At 45.6% G+C, this 24141-nt stretch carries 19 protein-coding genes and 1 riboswitch; of the genes, 14 read left to right on the top strand and 5 right to left on the bottom strand.

Annotation, left to right across the window (positions count from 1 at the left end):
* Positions 1–120 precede the first annotated feature (120 nt).
* The 3 genes from rnc to G6N79_RS05790 all read right to left on the bottom strand — a co-directional run bounded on the left by rnc (position 121) and on the right by G6N79_RS05790 (position 2459).
* A complete protein-coding gene (gene rnc, locus G6N79_RS05800) occupies positions 121–861 on the bottom strand; it encodes a ribonuclease III (RefSeq protein ID WP_103906734.1) in 741 nt (246 codons plus the stop codon).
* A gap of 80 nt (positions 862–941) precedes the next feature.
* Entirely contained in the window at positions 942–2195 is a 1254-nt protein-coding gene (fabF, locus tag G6N79_RS05795; RefSeq protein ID WP_103906733.1) for a beta-ketoacyl-ACP synthase II, read from the bottom strand.
* A gap of 27 nt (positions 2196–2222) precedes the next feature.
* Positions 2223–2459: an acyl carrier protein gene (locus G6N79_RS05790; protein ID WP_079643602.1), complete on the bottom strand. Its 237-nt coding sequence runs from the start codon at positions 2457–2459 to the stop codon at positions 2223–2225.
* 266 nt (positions 2460–2725) lie between these two features.
* Between G6N79_RS05790 and G6N79_RS05785 the strand changes: the two genes are divergently transcribed.
* On the top strand, positions 2726–3226 hold the full coding sequence (locus tag G6N79_RS05785) for an IPExxxVDY family protein (protein WP_103906732.1): 501 nt from the start codon (positions 2726–2728) through the stop codon (positions 3224–3226).
* Positions 3227–3335: 109 nt separating this feature from the next.
* Positions 3336–4769: a pyruvate kinase gene (pyk, locus tag G6N79_RS05780; protein ID WP_103906731.1), complete on the top strand. Its 1434-nt coding sequence runs from the start codon at positions 3336–3338 to the stop codon at positions 4767–4769.
* Between the two features lie 87 nt (positions 4770–4856).
* On the opposite strand, the gene G6N79_RS05775 is transcribed toward pyk, so the two are convergent.
* Complete coding sequence (locus tag G6N79_RS05775; RefSeq protein ID WP_103906730.1) at positions 4857–5273, bottom strand: hypothetical protein; 417 nt, start codon at positions 5271–5273, stop codon at positions 4857–4859.
* A gap of 128 nt (positions 5274–5401) precedes the next feature.
* Between G6N79_RS05775 and G6N79_RS05770 the strand changes: the two genes are divergently transcribed.
* The 9 genes from G6N79_RS05770 to G6N79_RS05730 all read left to right on the top strand — a co-directional run bounded on the left by G6N79_RS05770 (position 5402) and on the right by G6N79_RS05730 (position 20052).
* Positions 5402–7276 (top strand): sensor histidine kinase, encoded by a 1875-nt coding sequence (locus tag G6N79_RS05770; protein ID WP_103906729.1) that lies wholly within the window; start codon positions 5402–5404, stop codon positions 7274–7276.
* Positions 7277–7297: 21 nt separating this feature from the next.
* Positions 7298–7987 carry a response regulator transcription factor gene (locus G6N79_RS05765; RefSeq protein ID WP_103906728.1) on the top strand — a complete coding sequence of 230 codons (690 nt, stop codon included), beginning with the start codon at positions 7298–7300 and terminating at the stop codon, positions 7985–7987.
* A gap of 427 nt (positions 7988–8414) precedes the next feature.
* Positions 8415–8513: riboswitch (SAM riboswitch) on the top strand.
* A 71-nt stretch (positions 8514–8584) separates the two neighbouring features.
* Complete coding sequence (gene metE, locus G6N79_RS05760) at positions 8585–10894, top strand: 5-methyltetrahydropteroyltriglutamate--homocysteine S-methyltransferase (protein WP_103906727.1); 2310 nt, start codon at positions 8585–8587, stop codon at positions 10892–10894.
* A gap of 147 nt (positions 10895–11041) precedes the next feature.
* Positions 11042–11221: a hypothetical protein gene (locus G6N79_RS05755; protein WP_103906726.1), complete on the top strand. Its 180-nt coding sequence runs from the start codon at positions 11042–11044 to the stop codon at positions 11219–11221.
* Positions 11222–11286: 65 nt separating this feature from the next.
* Complete coding sequence (locus G6N79_RS05750) at positions 11287–11808, top strand: DUF4833 domain-containing protein (RefSeq protein WP_103906725.1); 522 nt, start codon at positions 11287–11289, stop codon at positions 11806–11808.
* Positions 11809–13613: 1805 nt separating this feature from the next.
* The gene (locus tag G6N79_RS05745; RefSeq protein WP_103906722.1) at positions 13614–14222 is read left to right on the top strand and encodes a sigma-70 family RNA polymerase sigma factor; all 609 of its coding nucleotides are present in this window, start codon (positions 13614–13616) and stop codon (positions 14220–14222) included.
* Positions 14203–15135, top strand: coding sequence for a FecR family protein (locus G6N79_RS05740; protein WP_103906721.1), 933 nt, complete (start codon positions 14203–14205; stop codon positions 15133–15135). The genes G6N79_RS05745 and G6N79_RS05740 overlap by 20 nt, the downstream gene beginning before the upstream one ends.
* The gene (locus G6N79_RS05735; protein WP_234993215.1) at positions 15135–18497 is read left to right on the top strand and encodes a SusC/RagA family TonB-linked outer membrane protein; all 3363 of its coding nucleotides are present in this window, start codon (positions 15135–15137) and stop codon (positions 18495–18497) included. Before G6N79_RS05740 ends, G6N79_RS05735 begins: the two co-directional genes overlap by 1 nt.
* A gap of 25 nt (positions 18498–18522) precedes the next feature.
* Positions 18523–20052, top strand: a complete 1530-nt coding sequence (locus G6N79_RS05730) for a SusD/RagB family nutrient-binding outer membrane lipoprotein (protein WP_234993214.1) — start codon at positions 18523–18525, stop codon at positions 20050–20052.
* 56 nt (positions 20053–20108) lie between these two features.
* Here G6N79_RS05730 and uvrB read toward each other — a convergent pair whose 3' ends face one another.
* The gene (gene uvrB / locus G6N79_RS05725) at positions 20109–22139 is read right to left on the bottom strand and encodes an excinuclease ABC subunit UvrB (RefSeq protein ID WP_103906718.1); all 2031 of its coding nucleotides are present in this window, start codon (positions 22137–22139) and stop codon (positions 20109–20111) included.
* Between the two features lie 117 nt (positions 22140–22256).
* Between uvrB and upp the strand changes: the two genes are divergently transcribed.
* The 3 genes from upp (at position 22257) to pnuC (ending at position 24141) form a co-directional block, all read left to right on the top strand.
* Positions 22257–22901, top strand: coding sequence for a uracil phosphoribosyltransferase (gene upp / locus G6N79_RS05720; RefSeq protein ID WP_103906717.1), 645 nt, complete (start codon positions 22257–22259; stop codon positions 22899–22901).
* 102 nt (positions 22902–23003) lie between these two features.
* Entirely contained in the window at positions 23004–23477 is a 474-nt protein-coding gene (locus G6N79_RS05715) for a ribonuclease H-like YkuK family protein (protein ID WP_103906716.1), read from the top strand.
* Between the two features lie 61 nt (positions 23478–23538).
* Positions 23539–24141, top strand: coding sequence for a nicotinamide riboside transporter PnuC (gene pnuC, locus G6N79_RS05710; RefSeq protein WP_103906715.1), 603 nt, complete (start codon positions 23539–23541; stop codon positions 24139–24141).

The following is a 24141-nucleotide window of genomic DNA, read 5'->3' as shown; positions in this document are numbered from 1 at the left end:
ATTTTTGCCATTTTCAACCCCAAAATCCACGTGCAATGGGGCGCGGACAGGAAATGGAGGAGCTCATGACTTTGTTTAAAAAGCCAAGCATGGAACTAGGAAAGTAAGCAATGGAGATTCCTATTCGCCGTCAAAGATCTTGAGGTACTCGCAGGCTTTTTCTGCGGCGATCTTTTCGGCACTCTTCTTATTGAAATCGCGGCCAAGGCCACATTCTTCACCATCGACAACGGCAACAACCGAAAACATCTTATTGGATTCACCTTCTGGATTATCCACCAGCACGAAACTGATTTCCTTTCCGGTATGTTGGCACCATTCGATCAGACGGCTCTTGAAATTCGTCTCGGTGACCTCCAGGGTATGGATGTCCACATGTGGCTTGATGATACGTGAAAGGAGGAATTCGCGGGTGAAGGTATAGCCCTTATCGAGATATACCGCACCGATCAAGGCCTCAAAGGCATCCCCCAACAGGGATCCCTGCTTATTGGGGTAACTGATCATGCGTGCATCAAACTCGATCATTTCATTGAACCCCAGTTTGCGGGAAAGCTGGTTGAGGTTTGCCCGGGATACGATCTTGGAGCGCATCTCGGTCAGGAAGCCCTCGTCTTTATAGGGATACAATTTGAAGAGCAGTTCGGCAACCACGGAACCCAATACCGCATCCCCAAGGAACTCCAATCGTTCGTTGCTGTTCTTGACACCATCCTTGATCATAACGGCTACTGATTTATGCCGAAATGCCATTTGATAGAGCCTAATATTCCCAGGAACGAAACCTAATAAGTTTTTAAGCCTTCGAACGTACTGTCGATTGGGGGAGAGATATAGATTATAAACTTGAGCGATTGCCATGTTTTCGCTAAATAGCAAATAGGTAGTTGGGTCCCAACTACCTATTTATTTTCTTTAACACGGTTAAAAATGAAACCATTTTAACCATTATACTTTTTCACGATTACAGTCGCATTGTGTCCTCCGAAACCGAAGGTGTTACTCAACGCTGCATTCACGACCCGTTCTTGCGCCTTGTTGAATGTAAAATTCAAGCGGTTGTCAATTTCAGGATCATCGGTGAAGTGATTGATCGTTGGAGGTACAATATCATTTTTCACTGCCAAGATGGAAGCGATTGCCTCTACGGCTCCTGCAGCACCCAGTAGGTGACCTGTCATGGATTTTGTAGAGCTGATATTTAAATTGTAAGCATGTTCGCCGAAAAGATCCACGATGGCTTTGGTCTCGCTCACATCACCAACCGGAGTCGATGTACCGTGTACATTGATGTAGTCGATATCCGAGAAGTCCATCCCAGCATCTTTGATCGCCATTGTCATGGCCAGCTTCGCGCCCTGCCCTTCTGGGTGAGATGCCGTAATGTGATACGCATCTGCACTCATACCACCGCCCACAACTTCAGCATAGATCTTCGCACCACGTGCCAAGGCATGCTCCAAGCTTTCCAGGATGATGGCACCTGAACCTTCACCCGATACGAAACCGTCACGGTCCTTGTCGAATGGACGAGAAGCCGTTTTCGGATCATCATTGCGGGTAGAAAGTGCGTGCATGGCATTGAAACCACCAATTCCAGCTTCATTGATTGTCGCTTCTGATCCACCGGTAATGATGATGTCTGCCCTTCCCGAACGGATGTACGTAAAGGCATCGATCATGGCATTCGTAGCGGAAGCACACGCAGATACAGCTGAGAAATTGGGACCTTGAAGACCATGTCGCATGGAAATATGTCCCGGTGCTAAGTCAATTAGCATCTTGGGTATAAAGAACGGGTTGAACCTAGGTGTACCGTCTCCTTTAGAGAAGGTAGCAACCTCCTCCGAGAAAGTGGTCAAACCGCCAATACCAGAACCCCAGATCACTCCGATACGGGTCCTGTCTAATTTATCAAATTCTAATCCAGCATCCTTTACCGCCTCATCTGTGGAAGCGATGGCATACTGAACGAATGGGTCCAATTTACGCGCCTCTTTGCGATCCATGAAGTCGTGCGGATCGAATCCCTTTACTTCACAGGCAAATTGGGTCTTGAATTTGGACGCATCGAAATGCGTGATAGGAGCGGCTCCACTTACACCGTTAACTAAACCGTCCCAGTATTCTGGAACCGTATTACCTATAGGTGTAAGTGCGCCTAATCCTGTTACAACTACTCTCTTAAGCTCCATTTATGATGTTTGGCCTAATAAAATTAGTTAGTTAACGTTTTTTTCTAAGTAAGCGATTGCTTGACCTACAGTACTGATGTTTTCAGCTTGGTCATCAGGAATTGCAACGTTGAATTCTTTTTCGAATTCCATGATCAACTCAACTGTATCAAGTGAGTCTGCACCTAAATCATTCGTGAAAGAAGCTTCTGGTGTTACTTCATTTTCGTCTACACCTAACTTTTCTACGATAATTGCTTTTACTCTTGATGCGATATCTGACATGATTTTCTAGTTTAATTGTTTAATAAATCTGTGCAAAGAAAAAATAAATATTCCCAATTATCAAATCTTTTTGACTTTTGGATTCAAATAAAGAACAAAGCATTCATTAATAATGTTTTTCAACACCTCATTATTTACCTTTATTCAATAATACTAAAACAAATAAAGTTTTACAAACTTAATGCATAATTAATGTTATTTTTACGTAAATACTAAGGTTAAATCCCATAAAAACGTAATTTTGTAATTCATCAAACGCTACAGACTTGAGCAAAATAACTTTTAAACTTGAAACTGACTTTGACCTCGAATTGGATTTTGTGCTCATAGGGATCAGCTCTGTCCTGAGAGACTATAGGCTCTGTCATTTCATCAACAAACATACCGGCCTCCAATTTGTCTACGGAAAGGAAGATTACCTCGACCATAACGGTCACGAAAAGGAAAAACCCAAAGATGAACTCGATTACCACATCATCTACGAGACAAAAAAGAACAAGCCGACCGTTCAGCACCATTACAATATCTTCCGCTATCATAACCAAACTTTCGAATTCGAATTCTACCTCCTCAGCAATAGATCCATTGAAGGGGCAGCGTTGATACCCGAAATCTTAAGTTTTGATTACTTCCTGATGGTCAAACATTTCATCGATCAGGAAGACCTGGACGCACTTTTGGAAAACATAAAAGCAATTCCTGAGGTCCTCCTTGTAAAAGAAATAGATCCAACAATATTGAAATCTAAAGAAAATCTGATATTTTAGCGGATTATTAAGATAGTGTAACTTATACACATAAACCTAAACTGTGCTTTTCAAGAGGAAAGAAAAGCAAAACTTGATAAAATAGAATATAAATTTAAAACTAATTTAAATGGATAAATTAAAAAAGCGGACCAAAATCGTAGCCACATTAGGTCCGGCTTCTTCAAAAAAAGATGTTTTAACCCGTATGATTGCTAAAGGTGTAGACGTTTGTCGCCTTAACTTTTCACACGGTTCTCAGGAAGATCACCTGAAAGTGATCAACACAATCAATGAAATTAACGCAGAACACCCTTTCAATGTTGGTATCCTTGCCGATTTACAGGGCCCAAAAATCCGTATCGGTAAAGTGAAAGAAGGCGGTGCCATCCTGGTGAATGGCAGCGAACTGGAAATCACGACACACGAATTGATCGGTGACGAGAAACAGATCTATATCACGTACGAAAACTTCCCGAACGATGTGAAGGAAGGCGAGATCATCCTATTGGATGACGGTAAGCTTCAACTTCGTGTCCTTTCAACCAACCATAAGGACACGGTGAAGTGTGAGGTTGTGCACGGCGGTATCCTTACATCCAGAAAAGGGGTCAACTTGCCGAACACCAAGGTATCCATCCCATCCCTGACCGAAGAGGATTTGGACAACCTGAACTTCGCTTTGGATCACGGTGCTGATTGGATCGCGATGTCATTCGTGCGTTCTGCAGAGGATATCCACCAATGTAAGGAGATCATCAAAGAAAAAGGTTCACATGCGCGCGTAATCGCGAAGATCGAGAAACCGGAAGCTATTGAGAATATCGATGCGATCATCGAAGCAACGGACGCCATCATGGTGGCACGTGGTGACCTGGGCGTTGAACTTCCGATGGAAGAGGTTCCAGGATTGCAGAAAATTATTGCACAGAAATGTCGTGACCTGTCCAAGCCGGTAATCATTGCTACTCAAATGTTGGAGAGTATGATCACTACGCCACGCCCTACGCGTGCAGAGGTAAATGACGTCGCGAACTCTGTTATCGATGGTGCGGATGCCGTAATGTTGAGCGGTGAAACTTCCGTTGGTGAATTCCCGGAAATCGTTATCGAGACCATGGCGAAAGTAATCACCCATGTGGAGGCTACTTCATATCCTTACTATAGCGAAAAACAAACATTAGGAACTGTAGCGGTTACCCGTATCCCTGATGCCATCTGTAGCTCATCCATTTTCCTTGCTGAGAAAACAAATGCGTCAGCAATCGCGGTCATGACTTCTTCTGGCTATACAGCGATGGAGATTGCGAGTTACCGCCCGGATGCAGACATCTATGTCTTCACAGGAAACAAGACGTTATTGCGTACATTGAGTCTGGTATGGGGAGCACAAGCTTTCATGTACGAGAAATACGAAAGTACGGATGGTACGATCCAGGATGTGAATAAACTCCTTCGTGAAAACCACTTGGTAGAGCCTGGCCAGATCGTGATCAACACGTCATCAACGCCGCTACACGAAAAAGGTAGAACAAATACGATTCGCGTTTCAGAAGTGAAATAACCCTGAAAAACGGAAAACGCATAAAAAAGCCGCCAATGGAATTATCCACTGGCGGCTTTTTCTATGTTTTTAATCCCCTAGGGAGACCTATTTCTTGATAATCTTTTCCGTCTTTAGAGTATCGATTGCATTCCCGCGTTGTTTACGGTCCAACCGTTCTGTTCCTTTCATCGGAACCGACTTATCTCCAGGCAGGTCTTTCCGGAGGATTACACTGTCATCCTGACCTTGGAGAAGCGGTTTCTTTCCGGCATTCGGGATGGCAATGGAACCATCATCTTGGTTCTTACCTGTGATGTTCGGAAAGGGAACATCCTTCCGCTTCTGCGGAACAATATCGATCACCAGGGAATCTTTATAATTCGGAAAGATACTGCTATCCCGCAGCGCTGGGGTCTTTGCAGCTTTGGTCGATTCCTTTTCTGATTTTTTTTCTTTATTTTGAGCAGATGAAGAAAAACACCAAACCATCATCAATAGTACGAGCAGGGAGAATACTTTCATAATCAGCTATTTTAATTCACATTTAAATTACGATTAACAATTTAAATTTCAGAAAATCCGCTTAAATGCGCTGTTAAATTGTGTTAAATGAGAAAATTAGCAAAATCACCTTATTACTTTTGTAACAAATGAAGAAAAGAAGTATTGCATTAATTATTGGGTTGATGTCCATTGCGTTGATCGGCGTAATGGCGATGCAATATTATTTCGTGCGCGAATCCTTCCATAAGGAATCCAAACTTTTTGATGAAGAAGTCAAGGCTTCCCTTTCTGCTGTTGCGAACAAGATCGAACGCAAGGAGATCTATGATTTCGCTCGGCAGCAGGAGCGTGAAAACCAGAAGAAATTTCGGGCAGACCAAGAGCGCCTGCAGAAGAACGAGAAATTACTGGCGCTACAGCTGCAATACCAGGACAGCATCAAGATCCTACAACGCTTGGCCTTTCTGCACACCCAGAATTTCAACTCCCTGCGGACGCAGCTGAATCAGCAGTTTCCTGCCGTGGAGATCAACAATGAATTTTTCGAAACGTACATCCGTCGGAAAGAATATCGGCACTTGGTCCGTGTGACCCTGCAGCAGGAATTCACGCCGGACAATACCATTGCGGAATTTACCAATATTGAAGCCACCCGTGCGCTTAAGCCGGTTCCGGCAAAAGACGACAGTACCCGTTTCCTGATTCCGATATTCCCGGTCAACTCCGTGGTGGCCGCTGATTTTAAGATCAGTACCCTACCGCCGGAAGTCAATAAACGCATCCTGTCCAAAGCTACGGAGTTGGAAGGAAAGCTCCAGAAATTGCGGACCCAGAAACTTGGTGGAGCCCATACCCTATTTGACAGCATCGCTATCCTCGGTGGCAAAAAGAGCTCCGTTGTTGCTGATGTTGCACGTGGAATGGAATTGGCGAAACGCCCACTGGCCGAACGGATCAATGGTCCCTACTCCCTGAAACTGCTCGCCAAGGAACTTAACGAACGCGGTGTCAACTCATCCTTCGTGATGGAGATCAAAGATTCAAAGAGCAGCCCTGCGGTATTCCAGGGAGTCTATCAATTTGGCGAGGAGGATCTCAAAGAAGTAAAGAACCCGACGCTCTATACGGCACGACTTTTCCAGGGTGACCAAGGCCAATCCCCCGGTGAGCTGAGCATCTATTTTCCCAACAAAGGGGGAATCATTGCGGAAACCATGGGCTATTGGCTGTTCCCGACCATCCTAGCACTATTGGCGCTATTGATCGGATGTTTTGCCTATACCCTGAGCATTATCTTTAAGCAGAAAAAAATCTCGGAGATGAAGACCGACTTCATCAACAACATGACCCACGAGTTCAAAACACCAGTGGCCACCATCATGATCGCCAGCGAATCCCTAAAGGATCCGGAAATATCAGCCGACGGCAAGCGCGTCAGCAAATTGGCAAATATCATCTATGATGAGAACGTGCGCCTAGGCTCCCATATCGAGCGCGTTTTGAATATTGCCCGCCTCGAAAAGGAAAACCTCAAGATCGAACGGGTGAACGTCCATATCAATACCATTGCGCACGCTGTACTGGAAAGTATGCGCCTGCAATTGGAGAAGGCGGATGGTATCCTGAATGTTAACTTGGAGGCGACCAATGACCTGGTGATCGGCGACGAACTCCACCTCTCCAACGTCATGTTCAATCTGGTGGACAACGCCATTAAGTACGCCAAGGATAAACCCGAAATTACTTTCCGTACATTTAATCGGGGGAACCAGATCGTCATCTCCGTGGCCGACAAGGGCATGGGCATGACTAAGGATCAGGCGGAGAAGATTTTCGACCAATTCTACCGCATCCCGACGGGAAACATCCACAATGTAAAGGGTTTCGGACTGGGATTAAGTTATGTCAACGATATTATTAGACGCCTCAACGGCAAGATTACCGTAAAGAGCGAAAAAGATAAAGGCACACAATTTGAAGTAACTTTACCTTTGAAGAATGCATCAAAGGAAGTTGCATAATCATTATTATAAAGGACACATATGAATCAAAAGATATTATTAGCGGAAGACGACCCGAACCTAGGCGAATTGTTAAAGGATTACCTGGAGCTGAAAGGGAAATTTGACGTCGTACTTTGTGTCGATGGTCAAGAAGCAATGGATGCATTCCGCAAGGATGAATTCGATTTGTGCATCCTGGATATCATGATGCCCAAAAAGGATGGTTTCTCCCTGGGTAAGGACATCCGGAAGATCAATCAGACCATCCCCATCATCTATGCTACCGCAAAGGGCATGATGGAAGATAAAACGCAGGCTTTCGAGCTGGGTGGCGATGATTACATCACCAAGCCTTTCCGCGTGGAAGAACTCCTGCTCCGCATTAACGCACTCCTGAAAAGAGCGGCCAAGGACAAGGAGGAAGAAGTGTCCGACAAATTTGAAATCGGCGACTACTTCTTTGACTACACCAGCCAGATCATTTCCTACAAAGGACAGCAGCAAAAGCTCTCCACGAAGGAAGCCGAGCTGTTGCGCCTGCTATGCCTCAAGAAAAACGATGTCCTGACACGTGAGGAAGCCCTGATCAAAATCTGGCACGACGACAACTACTTCACCGGCCGCAGTATGGACGTATTCCTCAGCAAATTGAGAAAATACCTGAAGGAAGATCCCAACGTGGAAATCGTCAATGTACATGGCAAGGGATATAAGTTGTTGGTCAGCTAGTTTGGCCACCACATGTAATGTGGTGGCCAGATATGAGATTTGAGATGTGAGATATGAGAGTTAGATGTTAGATTTGAGATGTGAGATTTGAGACAGTGAGGGTGATATGTGGTGGCCCGATACGAGAGATAGATGAGAGATTTGAGATATGAGATATGTGACAGTGAGGGTGATATGTGGTGGCCAGATCTGAGATATAAGAGTTGAGATATTTATATGGGTAACGGAAATTTCCGTTACCCATTTATTTTTTTTAAATTTTAATTCGCAAAACTTTAAAAAATCATAAAAAACATATCTACAACCTTCCTATCACATATCTCAAATCTAGCATCTCAAATCTAAAGGACCCTTTCTATCTCACATCTCATATCTCACATCTCAAATCTAATTTGCATATATAAAATCTTCTCCCTAACTTAGCCACCGCTTATAGAGAAAGGCAGAGGGACTAGACCCAATGAAGCCTTAGCAACCTGTCACTTGACAAGGTGCTACATTCTACCTGATAAAGGAACGATAAGCTGGTTACATGAGTCCTTAGTAGCCTTCTCTTAGCAAAAAAGACATATTGAACATTTAATTTAGTAGAACTATATGCTATTAACAAACAATTTAGGTTACCCACGTGTGGGCGCCTTCCGTGAATTGAAAAAAGCTAATGAGGCTTACTGGGCGAAAAAGATCAGCGCGGAAGAATTATTGCAAGCAGGACTTAAAATCCGTGAAAGCAATTGGAACACTCAAAAAGAGAACGGCATCGAATTAATCCCTTCCAACGATTTTTCTTTCTATGACCAAGTTCTTGACTTATCATTAACTGTAGGCGCTATCCCTGCGCGTTACAATTCCCTATTGAACAAAATCGACCGTCAGTACAACTTGGATCTGTACTTTGCGATGGCTCGTGGTTTCCAAGAAGGCGGTGTCGATGTGACAGCGATGGAAATGACCAAGTGGTTTGATACGAACTACCACTATATCGTTCCTGAATTCGTGAAGGATCAGGAATTCAAATTGACTTCCGAGAAATTCTTGAACGAATACAACGAAGCAAAAAAATTGGGTATCGAGACAAAACCTGTTTTGATCGGCCCGATCACTTACCTTTTGTTGGGTAAGGAAAAAGAAGCTGGCTTCAACCGTATCGATCTTATCGACAAACTATTACCGGTTTACGAAGAGATCTTGGGCAAGCTTGCTGATGCTGGCGCAAAATATGTGCAGATCGATGAGCCTTTCTTGGCATTGGATATCGATGATGCTACGAAAGCTTTATACCCTGAAGTATTCGAAAAATTAGCTGCTGCAGCAAAAGGCATCAAATTAATCGTTGCAACTTACTTCGAGGCATTGCGCGACAATGAGGATATCGCTGTGAATCTTCCTGTGCATGCACTTCACTTGGACCTTGTCCGTGGTGAAAACCAACTCGACACCATATTGGCGAAAGTTCCTGCCAACCTAACCCTTTCCTTAGGGGTAGTTGAAGGCCGTAACATTTGGAAAAATGATTACGAAAATTCATTGAAGAAAATCAAACAAGCAGTAGATGCATTAGGTAAAGACCGTGTATGGATCGCTCCATCTTCTTCCCTATTGCACGTTCCTTTCGATTTGGACAATGAGAACAACGAAGAGTCCCTTCCTGCGGAAGTGAAAAACTGGTTGGCATTTGCGAAGCAGAAATTAGCGGAAGTTCGTGACCTTGCTGTATTGGCAGAAGGTGATGTTGATGCGGAAACGCAAAAACGTTTCGAAGCGAACAAAGAAGCTGCAGAAAGCCGTCGTACTTCTCCATTGATCCACAAACCGGAAGTGAAAAACCGCGTGAGCAACATCACGGATGAAGACGCTAAACGTACTTCTACGTTCAATGCACGTAAAGAAGCACAACAGGCGAAATTTAACCTTCCTGGATTTGCGACAACAACAATCGGTTCATTCCCGCAAACAAAAGACGTTCGTAAATGGAGAGCAGACTTGAAAAAAGGTGCGATCACTCAGGAACAATACGATAAGGAAATCGCTGAAGAAACAGAAAGAACCATCCGTCTACAGGAAGAATTGGACATCGATGTATTGGTACACGGTGAATTCGAGCGTAACGACATGGTAGAATATTTCGGTGAGCAATTGGCTGGTTATGCCTTTACGCAGAACGGTTGGGTACAGTCCTACGGTTCCCGTTGTGTAAAACCTCCGATTATCTTCGGTGATGTTTACCGTCCAGAAGACATGACCGTACGTTGGTCTGCATATGCACAGTCCTTGACAAACCGTCCTGTAAAAGGAATGTTAACTGGTCCTGTGACAATCTTGCAATGGTCATTCGTACGTAACGACCAACCACGTTCCACAACGACTTACCAAATCGCTTTGGCGATCTTGGATGAAGTTCAAGCGTTGGAAAAAGCAGGAATCAAGATCATCCAAATCGATGAGCCAGCAATCCGTGAGGGTCTTCCATTGCGTAAAGCTGACCAACAGGCATACTTGGATTGGGCGGTTCGTTCATTCCGTGTTTCTTCCTCCAATGTGGAAGATGATACGCAGATCCACACACACATGTGTTACTCGGAATTCAACGATATCATTCAAGATATCGCTGCAATGGATGCTGACGTAATCACGATCGAGACTTCTCGTTCACAAATGGAATTATTGGATGCTTTCGCAGACTTTAAATACCCGAACGATATCGGTCCTGGTGTATATGACATCCACTCCCCTCGTGTGCCTAGCACCGAAGAGATGGTGAACCTATTGCGCAAAGCAAAAGCCGTAGTTCCTGCAGAGCAGCTATGGGTGAACCCAGACTGTGGTTTGAAGACTCGTGCTTGGCCAGAAACAAAGGCAGCTTTGGAATCCATGGTGGAAGCCGCTAAAATCTTACGTGCAGAATAAGCCACGTTTGTGATATAATCGTATAGGAAAGTCCGGGCAGCTGCTCGGACTTTCCGTTTTTATACGCCTGCCCATGCGTTTTTCTACCTGAAAAAGACGAAACCAAACTTTTACCCGCTAATATTGTTTTACAGTAAAAGAAATATTATGAACAATAGATTATTAGGATTTTTAGGGGTTGCCCTGGCAAGTATGCTATTCAGTTCTTGTAACCTGATCGAAGGGATCTTCAAAGCCGGTATGTGGTGGGGAATTATTTTGGTGGTAGGAGCCGTGGCTTTGGTCATTTGGTTGTTTTCCAAAATGTTCGGTGGACGACGAGATTAAAGATTAACCTTAACTTTACTTGCCCTTAATGGAATATCAGTATCTTCCTAAAAAATTTGCGCGGCATGATTAGGATTACGTGTTTTATAATACTGATGTTCCTTGCAGGGTTACCCATCATTGCCCAGGAAGGATATCCAGAACCTTCCGATAAAAATGGCCTCCTCTTTTATATTCAACATAATCGAGGAAAGAATACGTTTTTTTATTCCCTGAACTATCGGGGCAAGCACCAATTGGATCAGGACGACCCGATCAAGGTGCAACGTGAACTGTACGATGAAGATGGCGCCATCAAACCGCTGTCTGCCGTACAACGCGCCTTTGCCTATGGCATCTCGACGAAGAAACGCCAACACGGTTACGAAGCCGCCATCGTTTCCATGCCCAGCCAGAAACTATACCTGTTTACCCCTGCCCATAAACCGGCGTACGTGGAAACAACGGTGAACGGCAAATCAATCCGCCTCAAGCGGATCTTTATCAAGCAGAAGGACGGCACCTCCGGATTGGGAACCAAAGTGGACTATATCCTTTTCTACGGCACCCATAACAATAAGGCGGTGATCGAAAAATTGATCCCATAAATCGGTGCTTATATCGTCTTCCAAGTCGAAGCCTTTTAGAACTCACCATGCGTCTCTCACAAGTAAACGCTTAATAAGGCCTCGAACAGAAAGTAATTCCCTATATTTAGTCAAACGATCATTCGCATCGACCCTTTCCCATACAGATTAGGAATTCGGAAGAAAACACCTGATTTCCATACAGAATTCATACCCTCAACACGCTCTCACCTTTTGAATTTCGTACTCCGTGTACGATTCATAATACATTTCCTGTAAAATGATGTTTTCCCAGAAACCCACTTGGGGGATGCCTGGACCTTGTCCGAGGTGCATCCGAGATGCGTCCGAAGTGTACGCGAGGTGAGAGCGTGCTATAGGCACGCTCTCACCTCGCTCTCAGTACGCTCTCACCACGGACGCATGTCAGACAAGGTCCAGGTAGTTTTTGGAAGAAATAAACAGGAGATTTGTTGTAAAAAATTGTCAATCAGCTTGTTGCGTTTGATTTTGCAAAAATGGTAAAATTGGGGTTAAACGCTTATCCGGGTGTTTTGGTTAGCTGTTTTAAGGAAATGGGTATATTTTGCGTTTGGACAAAAATTGGTGGTGTATTTTATCCTAAAAAAACGCCAAAGGCACATAAAAAAAAACCTCCACATCCTCAACACCTACGTCAATTACGGTGACATTCATACCGCAGCATTTTGACACTCGCCTTAATGTAGGTTTGCGCCATGAAACCCCTGAGGGGTGTAACTATTTTAGCAACATTTTAGGTAGTCCAAATAACCCCGCTAGGGGTGTAACTATAAGTTTAAGCCAAAGGCACAAGAGATCAACCGCACATGTCCATCCGCACAACTCTTGCGCCAGCATTGTGGGCTTCATATAAGGGTGGAATTTTTGGAGGGAATGGGCGCGCAGAGCGCGCTCATTCCCTCCAAAAATTCCACCCTTAACGTGCCGTTTCGCCCGCTGGCGCACGTCTTTTGTAGTGGGTTGTGTGGTGGCGGACTTGTGCCAAAAAACAAGCCGTAGGCACATAAAAAAAAGACTTCCCTCATCCTCTACACCCAAACCGACGTGAATTTAGGTGACATTCATATCGCAGCATATTGACACTCGCCTTTATGTAGGTTTGTGCCATGCAACCCCGGAGGGGTGTCACTATTTTAGCAACACGGCTACACATCGTCAAGCCCCAACCCCCACATTTTTGGTTTGCTAAAGCAAACCAAAAATGTGGGGGTTGGGGCAATTTAATCTTGGGTGACGTGCTAAAATAGTGACACCCCTAGCGGGGTTGCATGGCGCATAATCGTCTCACAATTTTATTTCCAAAGGCACAAGAGATCCTCCGCACAGGCCTGCCGCACAACTCTTGCGCCAGCATTGTGGGCTTGATATAAGGGAGAGATTTTGGGAAGGGAACGGGCGCGCAGAGCGCGTCCGTTCCCTTCCCAAAATCTCTCCTAAATGCGTCAATTCGGACGCTGGTGCAAGTCTTTTGATGTGGGTTGTGCGTTGGCGGACTTGTGCCAAAAACATGCCGTAGGCACATAAAAAATGTTTCCCATGCCCCTCTTCACAACTCTTGCGCCAGCGTTGTGGTGGGTTCCATCAAAGGCACAAGAGAGCCACCCCACAAGCCGGCCGTATACCTCTTGCGCCAGCGTTTTGCACTTGAAATAAGTCCTTATGCCAAAAACATTAAACATGTACATATTATTAACTTAATCATAAATTAATATGACGTTCTGATATTTGCAAAAAATTAAAAATTCTTTGATTCAAAGAATAAATACCCATTTTTAGTTAATATCATGAATGATCATCCATTCAATTTTGCTTTATTTTATAAAGAAAATAAGAATCAAATTTACAATTACGCCGTATATCACTTAAAGGACAAAGATGCCGCTGCAGACATTGTTCAGGAAGCCTTTCTGCGTCTCTGGAACCAAAAGGAGAAACTCGACGCCCAGCAGCATATCAAAGCCTACCTGTACAGTATCTGTAAGAACCTGGTGTTCGATGAGCTCAAGCAAAACAACCGGTACAGTCAATATGCCCATTACATCCAGCAGGCTGGAACACCGAGTGAAAACAGTACCGAAGACCAACAGAATTACAGCGAATTGTGGTCCCTCTACCAGGAAGCCATTGCCAACCTGCCGCTAAAAAGACAGCAGATTTTCAGGATGAGCCGACAGAGCTTTCTATCCAATGACGACATCGCCGTTGAGCTGCAATTATCCAAAAACACGGTAAAGGATCAGATCGTCAAATCCAACAGATACATCAAGGATTTCATCCTCCGCAACAGCCAGTCGATTCCCAAAAAAATATTTTCATTGCTTATCGTCCTTTCGTCACCCAACACAGTATATATACTAAAGACATATATACTCAATGGATTCAAGCCGCTTTAGTTATTTATATAGAAGATACCTTGCCAATCAATGTACGGAAAGTGAACTGAAGGAGTTCCTCGAACTCTTGAAAGATCAGGACGAACCAGCTAACCTTCTCGACCCTGAGGAATTCAACCAGCAATTCGATCTGCAACATCAGCTACCTGAAGATCAATCGGAAGCTATATTCAACCGAATTACCCAACCAAAGAAGCACACCTGGAAATTATATACGACCGTAGCAGGAATTGCTGCTCTCCTATTGAGCATCATCTGTGCTTCCCTTTTCCTTCTTAAATCGCCGGAAAGCCAATATAAAATTTTCACGAATACCACCGAAGATATCCTACGGATTGCCTTGGAAGATGGATCAGTTATCCTCCTTCGCCCACAGGCCGTACTCACCCAGAGCCATGCCTTCCAATCGGAGCCATTCAGGAAGGTTAAGCTACAGGGGGAAGCATTCTTCATCGTGGCCAAAGATCCGAGTCGGCCTTTTCAGGTCCAATCCGAATCTGAAACTTCCATTCAGGTGTATGGCACACGTTTCAACCTAAAGTTTACACCTTCGGCCAAGGAGGTGGTGCTGACAGAAGGATCACTGGGCATGAAGCATGGCACACAGGAGGTGCGCCTGAATCCGCAGGAAAAAGCGTATATCACGGCAGATTATCCGCATATCCAGAAAACAGCCGTCGACACCATGAAATATATGGCCTGGACTGAGCACCAGCTTTATTTTACGGATGAGCCACTTCATGAGGTTCTCAAAACCCTAAAAGGACATTACCCTGAACAAAGCCTACAGTTACCTAAGCAATTTCAGGGACTGAGGTTCACAGGCTATCTCCCTGACAACAACCTACCAGAAAGCATCCAAATCCTAGAATCTACATTCAAAAATTATAATCTCGTTATCAATAAAAATTAATGAAGAAGCCAACCATTACATTAGCATTAGCTTTGGCATTGTGCAGCGGGCTACACGCATCGCCGTGCACATCCAACATGGACCTCATTGCTTTTCAGGACAGGAGCATGATCGAACTTATCCAACACTTGGAGGGTAAATTCAACGTCCGCTTCAATTATGAATCCAACTTGAAGCATGTGAAAATCAAGAATGACTTTCAGAACAACCGCATCCAGAAAGCGGATCTGCCGAATTTCATCAAGGATGTCACATTCGATCAGGTAGAGGCTGAGATCGTTGGTCAGAACGCTTATATCCTGAAAGTGAAAGCAAAACCTGCTCAACCTCGGACCGGTAATGCGCCCTCTAACGCACGCACAACCAGTGCCCTCCAACAGGTCGTTAAAGGAAAGATTGTTGATCAGGAAACCGGGGCAGCACTACAGGGTGTCACCGTTCGCATCAAGGGCACCGAAGTTGCGGGCCAGACAGATGCAAACGGCCAATTCCAACTGCACAGTGGCGAAACGAATCCTACTCTCGTGATCACCACATTGGGCTACAACAGGTTGGAAGCCGTAGCTGGCGATAACATGACCTATTCTTTGACGTCCTCCGACCAATCCATTGAAGAAGTTGTTGTCACCGCATTGGGGATTAAGCGGGAGCAGAAAGCCCTAGGCTATGCCGTTCAGGATATCAAAGGCGATCAGTTACAAAAAGTAAAAGGAGTCGATGTCGGCACGACATTGACAGGCCGCATTGCTGGTCTTCGCGTGAATAACAGCACGGAATTCAACGCCATGCCGACCATCAGCTTGCGCGGCATGAGTGCCCTATTGGTGATAGATGGTGTGGCCTATGAAAATCTGAACCTGCGCGATGTGCCCGTGGATAATATTGCCAACATCTCGGTTTTGAAAGGATCCACCGCAGCCGCACTTTACGGAAGCAAGGGTGCCGGAGGTGCTATTATGATCACCACCAAGAAGGGCTTGAACAAAAAGGGAACAGAGATCAATGTCAATTCCAATAACATGTTCTTCGCAGGACACTTGGCATTGCCATCCGTGCAAAGTGCTTACTCTGCGGGTGAAGGCGGAAAGTACAATACCAACGATTATGTCTGGGGAGACAAGTTGGACATCGGTCGCAAATACGAGCAATGGAACCCGATCAGTAAGCAAATGGAATTGGCGGAGCTCACTTCGCGCGGAAAGAACAACTTCCAGAATTTCTTGGAACCAGGCATCATCTCCAACAACAGTGTTAGCTTTACCAATCAGGGGGAATATGGTAGCATCCGTACCTCCATCAACCATGTGTACAACAAGGGGCAATACCCAAATCAAACGTTGAACATGACCAATATCTCCGTATCCGGAGAAACAAAGATCTCCGAGAAGATCAGCTTGGAAAGCAGGTTCGGTTATAACAGAAGCTTCGCGCCGAATGATTATGGAGCTGGCTATGGTAATCAAGGTTTCATCTACAACATCCTCGTATGGTCTGGTCCCGAATATGACCTATCCCAATACAAGGATTACTGGTTGGTAAAAGATCAGAAGCAGAATTGGCACTACAATGCTTGGTATGATAACCCTTATCTTTCAGCACATGAAAAGTTAACGTCCAAACTGCACAATAAATTGAATGCTGCCGTAACGCTTAATTATAAATTTTCGGATTGGGGGAAAGTGATGTTGCGCTCCGGATATGACTATTACGGTACGACACAGGAACAGACCAACCCACAGGGCATCTACGGTACCCGCGGCGGTTTCAGCGGATACCACAGTAATGGTAAATACTGGACCCGTAAACTGGATGGTTTTGCGACGAACAATGACCTGATCTTTACCGCCAACAAAACCTTTGGAGACTTTACGATCGAAGGACTTGCCGGTGCAGCAGTGAGCTACGTTAGGGACAACAGCATCTGGGCTTCGACCGTAAACGGATTGGCAATTCCGGGATTTTATTCCCTGAATAATTCCATCGACCCGACCACGACACGAGAGTCAAAAACAAAGAACATGCTGAACAGTGTCTACGGACGTGCATCCCTATCCTGGCGGAATGCCATCTTCGTGGAAGCAACCGGCCGTAACGATTGGTCTTCGGCATTGCCAAAGGAAACCCGATCGTTCTTCTACCCTTCCCTTTCCGGAAGTGTTATCCTATCGGACCTGTTGCCAGACTACAAACCTTCTTGGTTGACGATGTTGAAAGCACGAGGCTCTTGGGCCGTTTCCAAGCAGGTACTCGATCCATACGTGATCAATCAAGCATACAACATCAGTTCCAATGCTTGGGATGGGCTCACCATGGCTGGATACCCGTCCACCATCAAGGATTACTCCATTTCCCCTACCCAGCGTGACCTGACGGAGATCGGTGTAGACATGGCCTTCCTGAACAACCGCATCTATGCTAATTACACCCGTTATTACCGTCTATTGCATAACAGATCCATTGAAACAACGATCTCTTCCGGTACAGGTTTCAACAAACGCCTGATCAATACCGCAGAACAGTTGATGACCAAGGGGCATGAAATTACGATCGGTGGTGCAGCCATCAAGAAGCAGGATTTCCAATGGGATGTTGTGGCCAACTTATCGCAGAACCTGGAGTTCTTCCACCAATTGGACCCAGAATACTCTGCCGATGCGCTCTATATCAAAAAAGGACTCCGTACGGATTACTATACGGTACGAGATTATGAACGCTCGCCTGATGGGCAGGTCGTGCACAATTCCGCCGGTATGCCTGTTTCGGCAAATTACGCGGCGCAATTGTTCGGATACTCGGCACCGAAATGGTTCTGGGGTCTTTCCAACCAATTCACTTATAAGGATTTCGGACTTTCCTTCAGCTTAGATGGTCGTGTGGGTGGACTCTCTTACTCCAATATGAATGCCCGTTTATGGCAGACCGGTGCACACCCGGATTCGGATAGCAAAGAACGCTATGAAGAAGTGGTAAATAGCAACAAAACATTTATTGGTAATGGCGTACGCATCGTATCAGGTTCGGTAAGCTATGACAAATATGGCCAGGTTATTAAGGATGACCGTGTATTTGCGGCAAATGACACCAAGGTTTCCTATGAAAATTATTGGAAATCCGCCTATTCCGGAAGACAGAATATCTGGGACGAGACATTCATCAAATTGAGAGAGGTCTCCCTGAATTACTACCTGCCGAAAGAAACGGCCGAGCGGTTCAAAGCGAAGCGTGCAAGTGTCGGCATTACCGGCCAGAACCTGTTCCTATGGACCAAGGAGTATAAATTCTCCGATCCTGACCGCGGTGCTGAGGACTTAAACTCACCATCCATTCGCTATGTAGGTTTTAACCTGAACTTGACTTTCTAACATCCATTATCAGTATTACATGAAAATGAAAAATTTATATACATTCCTTCTTATCGGTGCCAGCACATTGGCCCTGGGATCATGTTCCAAATTTGAGGAAATCAATACCAATCCGGAAACCACCAATGTGGTTACCCCGGCCATGATTGCCACGCGCGTAATCGTAAATATGGCCAATCAACCTAGCCAGAAGGCATTTATGATGCCTTATCTATTGAACAAGAATATCGTATGGACGGAGTTTGTGGAAAGCTACCAATACAATGGTGGGTTCAATAGCGGCCAATTGAACTTCACTTCGATCAATGACCTTGCATCCATGGTCAAATTCGCACCAACGGAAAAACTGGCCAAATCCTACGAAGGCCTCATGTATTTCTCCCGTGCCCTGAAATTCTTCAATACCACCATGGATCTGGGCGACATCCCTTACGCCGAAGCACTTAAAGGAGAATCCGACAAGAACTACTTCCCTAAATACGATACGCAAAAGGATGTGCTATTGGGTGTGTTGAAGGAGTTGGAATTGGCTGACAAAGCTTTTTCGGAGGGCGAGAACTTTTCGGGAGATCCCATCTACAAGGGCAATACCACCTCATGGCGGAAACTGACGAACAGTTTTATGCTCCATGTCCTGATTCAGTTGAGCAAGAAAGAATCGGATGCAGATTTAAATATTAAGAGTCGCTTTCGGACAATCGTATCCAACAAGCCGATCTTTGCGTCCAACAGCGACAATTACGAACTTAAACGAGCGAACAAAAGCGGACAGCTGTACCCTTTCTACAAAGTGGGAAATAATTTCACGATCTACCCGATCATATCTTCTGAAATCATAGAACCTTTGAAATCCCGGGAGGACAGAAGGTTATTCTTCTATGCAAATCCTTCAGAAAAACGGATTGCCGAGGGGAAATCCCCAGCGGCATTCGATGCCTATGCGGGGATTGATCCATCCTTACCTTTTGATGTCGTAACGAGCATCAAGAATACGAAAGACTTCTCGAAATTGAACAACAGGTATTTGGATATCCCTACCGGCGAGCCTACGCAGCAGTTATCTTATGCTCAGTTATGCTTAGTGATCGCTGAGGCCGCCACACGCGGATGGATTGCCGATCAACCGGTAGACTGGTACAAAAAAGGTATCCAGGCATCCATGGAATTTATTCAGACCAATACGCCGAACGCGGAAGGGTATACGCATGGCATGCCGCTATCGAATGACTATATCGCTTCGCATGTCCAAAAAATGGGCAGTAAATTCCCAACCGCAACGGAAGCACGAATTGAGGAAATCATCACCGAGAAATACTTGGCGAGCTTCCTACAATCTGAATTCATGACCTATTACGATTACAGAAGGACAGGTTTTCCGAAATGGAAGATCAACCCTTCGACGAGTCTGAATTCCGAAGCACCAACGAAGATTCCGGTGCGTTGGAAGTACCCTGCCGTGGAGAACAATTACAATAGCCAACACTTGGATGAGGCGGTAAAACGTCAATTCAACGGAACGGATGACATCAATCAGCTCATCTGGTTATTGAAATAATAACAGGACATAAAAGAGAAAGGCCATTTGCATGCAAATGGCCTTTCTCTTTACTGTTATTTTCCGAATTTGTCGTCGAAAGCTTTTTCCAGGGCGAACATCTCGTCCCGCAATTTCGCAGCTTCCAGGAATTCCATTTCCTTGGCTGCTTTTTCCATCCGTTTTCTCACTGTTTCGATGGCTTTTTTCATATCCTTTTCGCTCATGTACTCGATAAGCGGATCGGCAGCTACAGTTGCGCCAGGTTCAGGTTCCACGTAGATTTTCGCTTCCCCATTGAAGTTCGCCACAGAGGTCTGTTCCAAGATCTCTTCTTTGGTTTTCCCTACCGTTCTCGGCGTAATGCCATGCTCCTGGTTGTATGCGATTTGCTTATCCCGTCTGCGATCTGTCTCTTCGATGGTGATACGCATACTGTCTGTCATCTTATCGGCATACATGATGACCCGTCCCTTGTCGTTACGTGCCGCCCGTCCAATGGTCTGGATCAAGGACCGCTCCGAACGAAGGAACCCTTCCTTATCGGCATCCAATATGGCCACCAAAGTCACTTCCGGCAGGTCCAATCCCTCCCGCAGAAGGTTAACCCCAACCAGCACATCAAACTCACCCAAGCGCAAGCCCCGCAGGATCTCCACGCGTTCCAGGGTCTTTACTTCGGAATGGATGTAGCGCACCTTGATGTTCAATCGCGTCATGTATTTGGTCAGTTCCTCTGCCATCCGCTTGGTCAGTGTGGTTGCCAGGATACGACCACCTTCTTTGATGGTTTTATCCACTTCTTCCAGGAAGTCGTCGACTTGGTTGATAGCAGGTCGTACTTCCACCACCGGATCGAGTAGACCGGTCGGGCGGATCACCTGTTCCACAAAAACACCTTCGGTCTGTTGCAGCTCGTAATCGCCCGGTGTGGCCGAAACATAGATCGTCTGATTCGTCAGGGATTCAAACTCCGGAAAGTTCAAGGGACGGTTGTCCAAGGCTGCCGGTAGCCGGAATCCGTGTTCCACAAGGGATATTTTCCGCGAACGGTCACCGCCGTACATTGCGCGCAGCTGCGGAATGGTCACATGGCTTTCATCGATCACCAACAGGTAATCATCCGGGAAATAATCCAGGAGACAGAAAGGACGCATACCCGGCTGACGACCGTCGAAGAATCGGGAGTAGTTCTCGATACCCGAACAGTATCCCAATTCCCGCATCATCTCCAAGTCGTAATTTACCCGTTCTTCCAAGCGTTTTGCCTCCAACATCTTCCCATCATTTTCCAGTTGCGCCTTGCGCATCACCAACTCATCTTGGATCTGCCAGATGGATTGCGTGAATTTCTCCTTCGGCGTAACGAAGAGATTCGCCGGAAATAACGCGAGGGTCTCGTGTTTCTCCAAAGTCTTACCGGATACTGGATCGATCTCACTCAGCTCATCGATATCATCGCCAAAGAAGGAAATCCGATAGGCCGTATCCTTGTATGCCGGATACACATCGATGGTATCTCCCTTAACACGGAATGTACCCCGCTTAAATTCAGCGGTCGTCCGTGCATACAGAATCTCCACAAGTTTATGGAGGAAAGCATTTCTGCTGATGGTCGTACCGACGCCAAAACGGAAGATGGATCTGGAGAAATCCTCCGGATTACCCATACCGTAAATACAGGATACCGATGACACCACGATAACATCGCGACGGCCCGACATAAGTGCCGATGTGGTTGCCAATCGGAGCTTTTCAATCTCCTCATTGATTGCCAAATCCTTTTCGATATACGTGTTCGAGCTGGCGATGAATGCTTCCGGCTGGTAGTAGTCATAATAGGACACAAAGTAATTCACCGCATTATCGGGGAAGAATTGCTTGAACTCCCCGTACAATTGGGCAGCCAGCGTCTTGTTATGGCTAAGGATCAGGGTTGGCTTCTGCGTCTCTTGAATGACGTTGGCCACGGTAAATGTCTTACCTGATCCGGTAACCCCCAATAGGGTCTGGTACACCTCTCCTTGATCAACGCCCGTCACCAATTGTTGGATTGCGGAAGGTTGATCGCCGGTAGGTCTATATTCTGATGTCAATTGAAATTTCATAAATTGCCTTTCGTACACTAAGTTAATCAAATATTATTCCCTTCTACGGATATCGCCCTGACTAACACAAAATCCCAAAAATTATTAGTATTTTGGTATTCAACAAGACTTTTTGTCATGGCAACTATCTTAACAAAACAGAACACGATCGCCAACCATTTCTTGGCGGAGCTTAGAAATGTAAACGTTCAACAGGACAGGATGCGGTTCCGAAGAAACCTGGAACGCCTTGGGGAAATCATGGCCTACGAAATCAGCAAGACCTTCGAATATGCACAGGTGGAGGTGGATACTCCATTGGGGGTGGCCGAGACTAGCCTGATCCTGAACCAGCCAGTGATTGCGACCATCATTCGGGCGGGATTACCTTTCCATCAAGGGTTTCTGAATTATTTCGATGGGGCCGACAGTGGTTTTATTGCTGCCTACCGCCATACCAAAAAGAGCGGTGAGTTCGAGGTCCACAAGAAATACCAGAACTGTCCTAACTTGGATGATAAAATTGTGATCGTGGCGGATCCGATGCTGGCGACCGGGCGTAGCCTGGTGCTCTGCTGTAAGGACCTGTTGAGCGACTACGACATCAAGGAACTGCACATCGCGACGGTGATCGCTTCTGAGGAAGGGTTGCAGCATGTGAAGGCATTTTTACCTGAAGCCCATGTCTGGGTGGGTGCAGTGGATAATGAACTGACCAGCAAGTCGTACATCGTACCGGGACTGGGCGATGCTGGGGACTTGGCCTATGGCAACAAGGAATAGGTTCATCCGCAATTAGTAAACATAGACTTATCAATAACTTAACATATAACAACAAGATAATGAAGTACATATCAGTAAATTTAATAAACAAATTTTTACATTATGGAATGGCAAAAATACAATGGAGAAACCATCAAGCTACCGATCTGGTCAGCAGTTGAGGAAACCCTTATCCGAGAAAAGGATGCCGGCAATAAGCTGAAGGTCTATATCGGAACCGACTCACAGGTGAAGCGTGGCGTTGTGGAATTTGCTACCGTCATCGTCTTCCTTCGGGAACATCGCGGTGGCTTTATGTTTATCCACAAGGACCGCAAGACCCACAACATGACCATCAAGGAACGCATGCTGCTGGAGGTACAGCACTCCATCGAAACAGCATACGAGCTATGCCCACTCTTAGACCAATATCAGATTGACCTGGAGGTCCACGCCGACATCAACACCAATCCAAATTTCCAGTCTAATACCGCCCTGAAAGAAGCCATGGGCTATATCTTGGGTATGGGGTTTATCTTCAAGGCGAAACCCGAGTCTTTTGCGAGTACAAACTGTGCGAATAAATTAGTGCAGTAAACGCAAAAAACTCTTTCTTTCCTATTTATTGCTATCTTTAGTTACCCAAAGTAATTGAAGGATGCAAGATTTTCTCTCTCAACTTTTCCAGCAATTCCTACAAACATCAGCCCTGGAATGGCTCGCAACCACCACCGGTTTCCTCTGTGTTTACCTGGCTGCCAAGCAAAATATCTGGAATTGGCCCATCAGCATAATCTCGGTCCTCACCTACCTCTATATTTTCTATCATAACAAATTATACGGCGATTCGGTCCTGCAGATCTATTTTCTGGGCACCGCGGTATATGGATGGTATTATTGGAATAAACGTGCCCATTCGGAAGACAAGCCCATCAGTTCCTTCACGACCAAGCAAATGGTCGCCACGGTTGTGGTCATTCTCGTGCTTGCTGCAGGGTTGGGTTATGCACTGGACACCTACACCGACTCGGATGTACCCTATGCCGATGGATTCTGTACGGCGACCAGCTTTGTGGCGCAGTTTCTGATGACGCGGAAGGTCCTACAAAATTGGCTGCTCTGGGTGTTCGTCGATATCTGCTACATCCCGCTCTATTTCCACAAGGACCTTCTGCTAACTGCCGTCCTATACCTAGCTTTTGCCATCATTGCCTGGAATGGATATCGGGATTGGCAGAAAACCTATCGGAATTTTCAGTAA

The organism is Sphingobacterium lactis, from assembly GCF_011046555.1.
GTDB classification, from domain to species: Bacteria; Bacteroidota; Bacteroidia; order Sphingobacteriales; family Sphingobacteriaceae; genus Sphingobacterium; species Sphingobacterium lactis.
The sequence above is the reverse complement of the archived record's forward strand: the minus strand, read 5'-3'. Positions and strand labels throughout refer to the sequence as shown.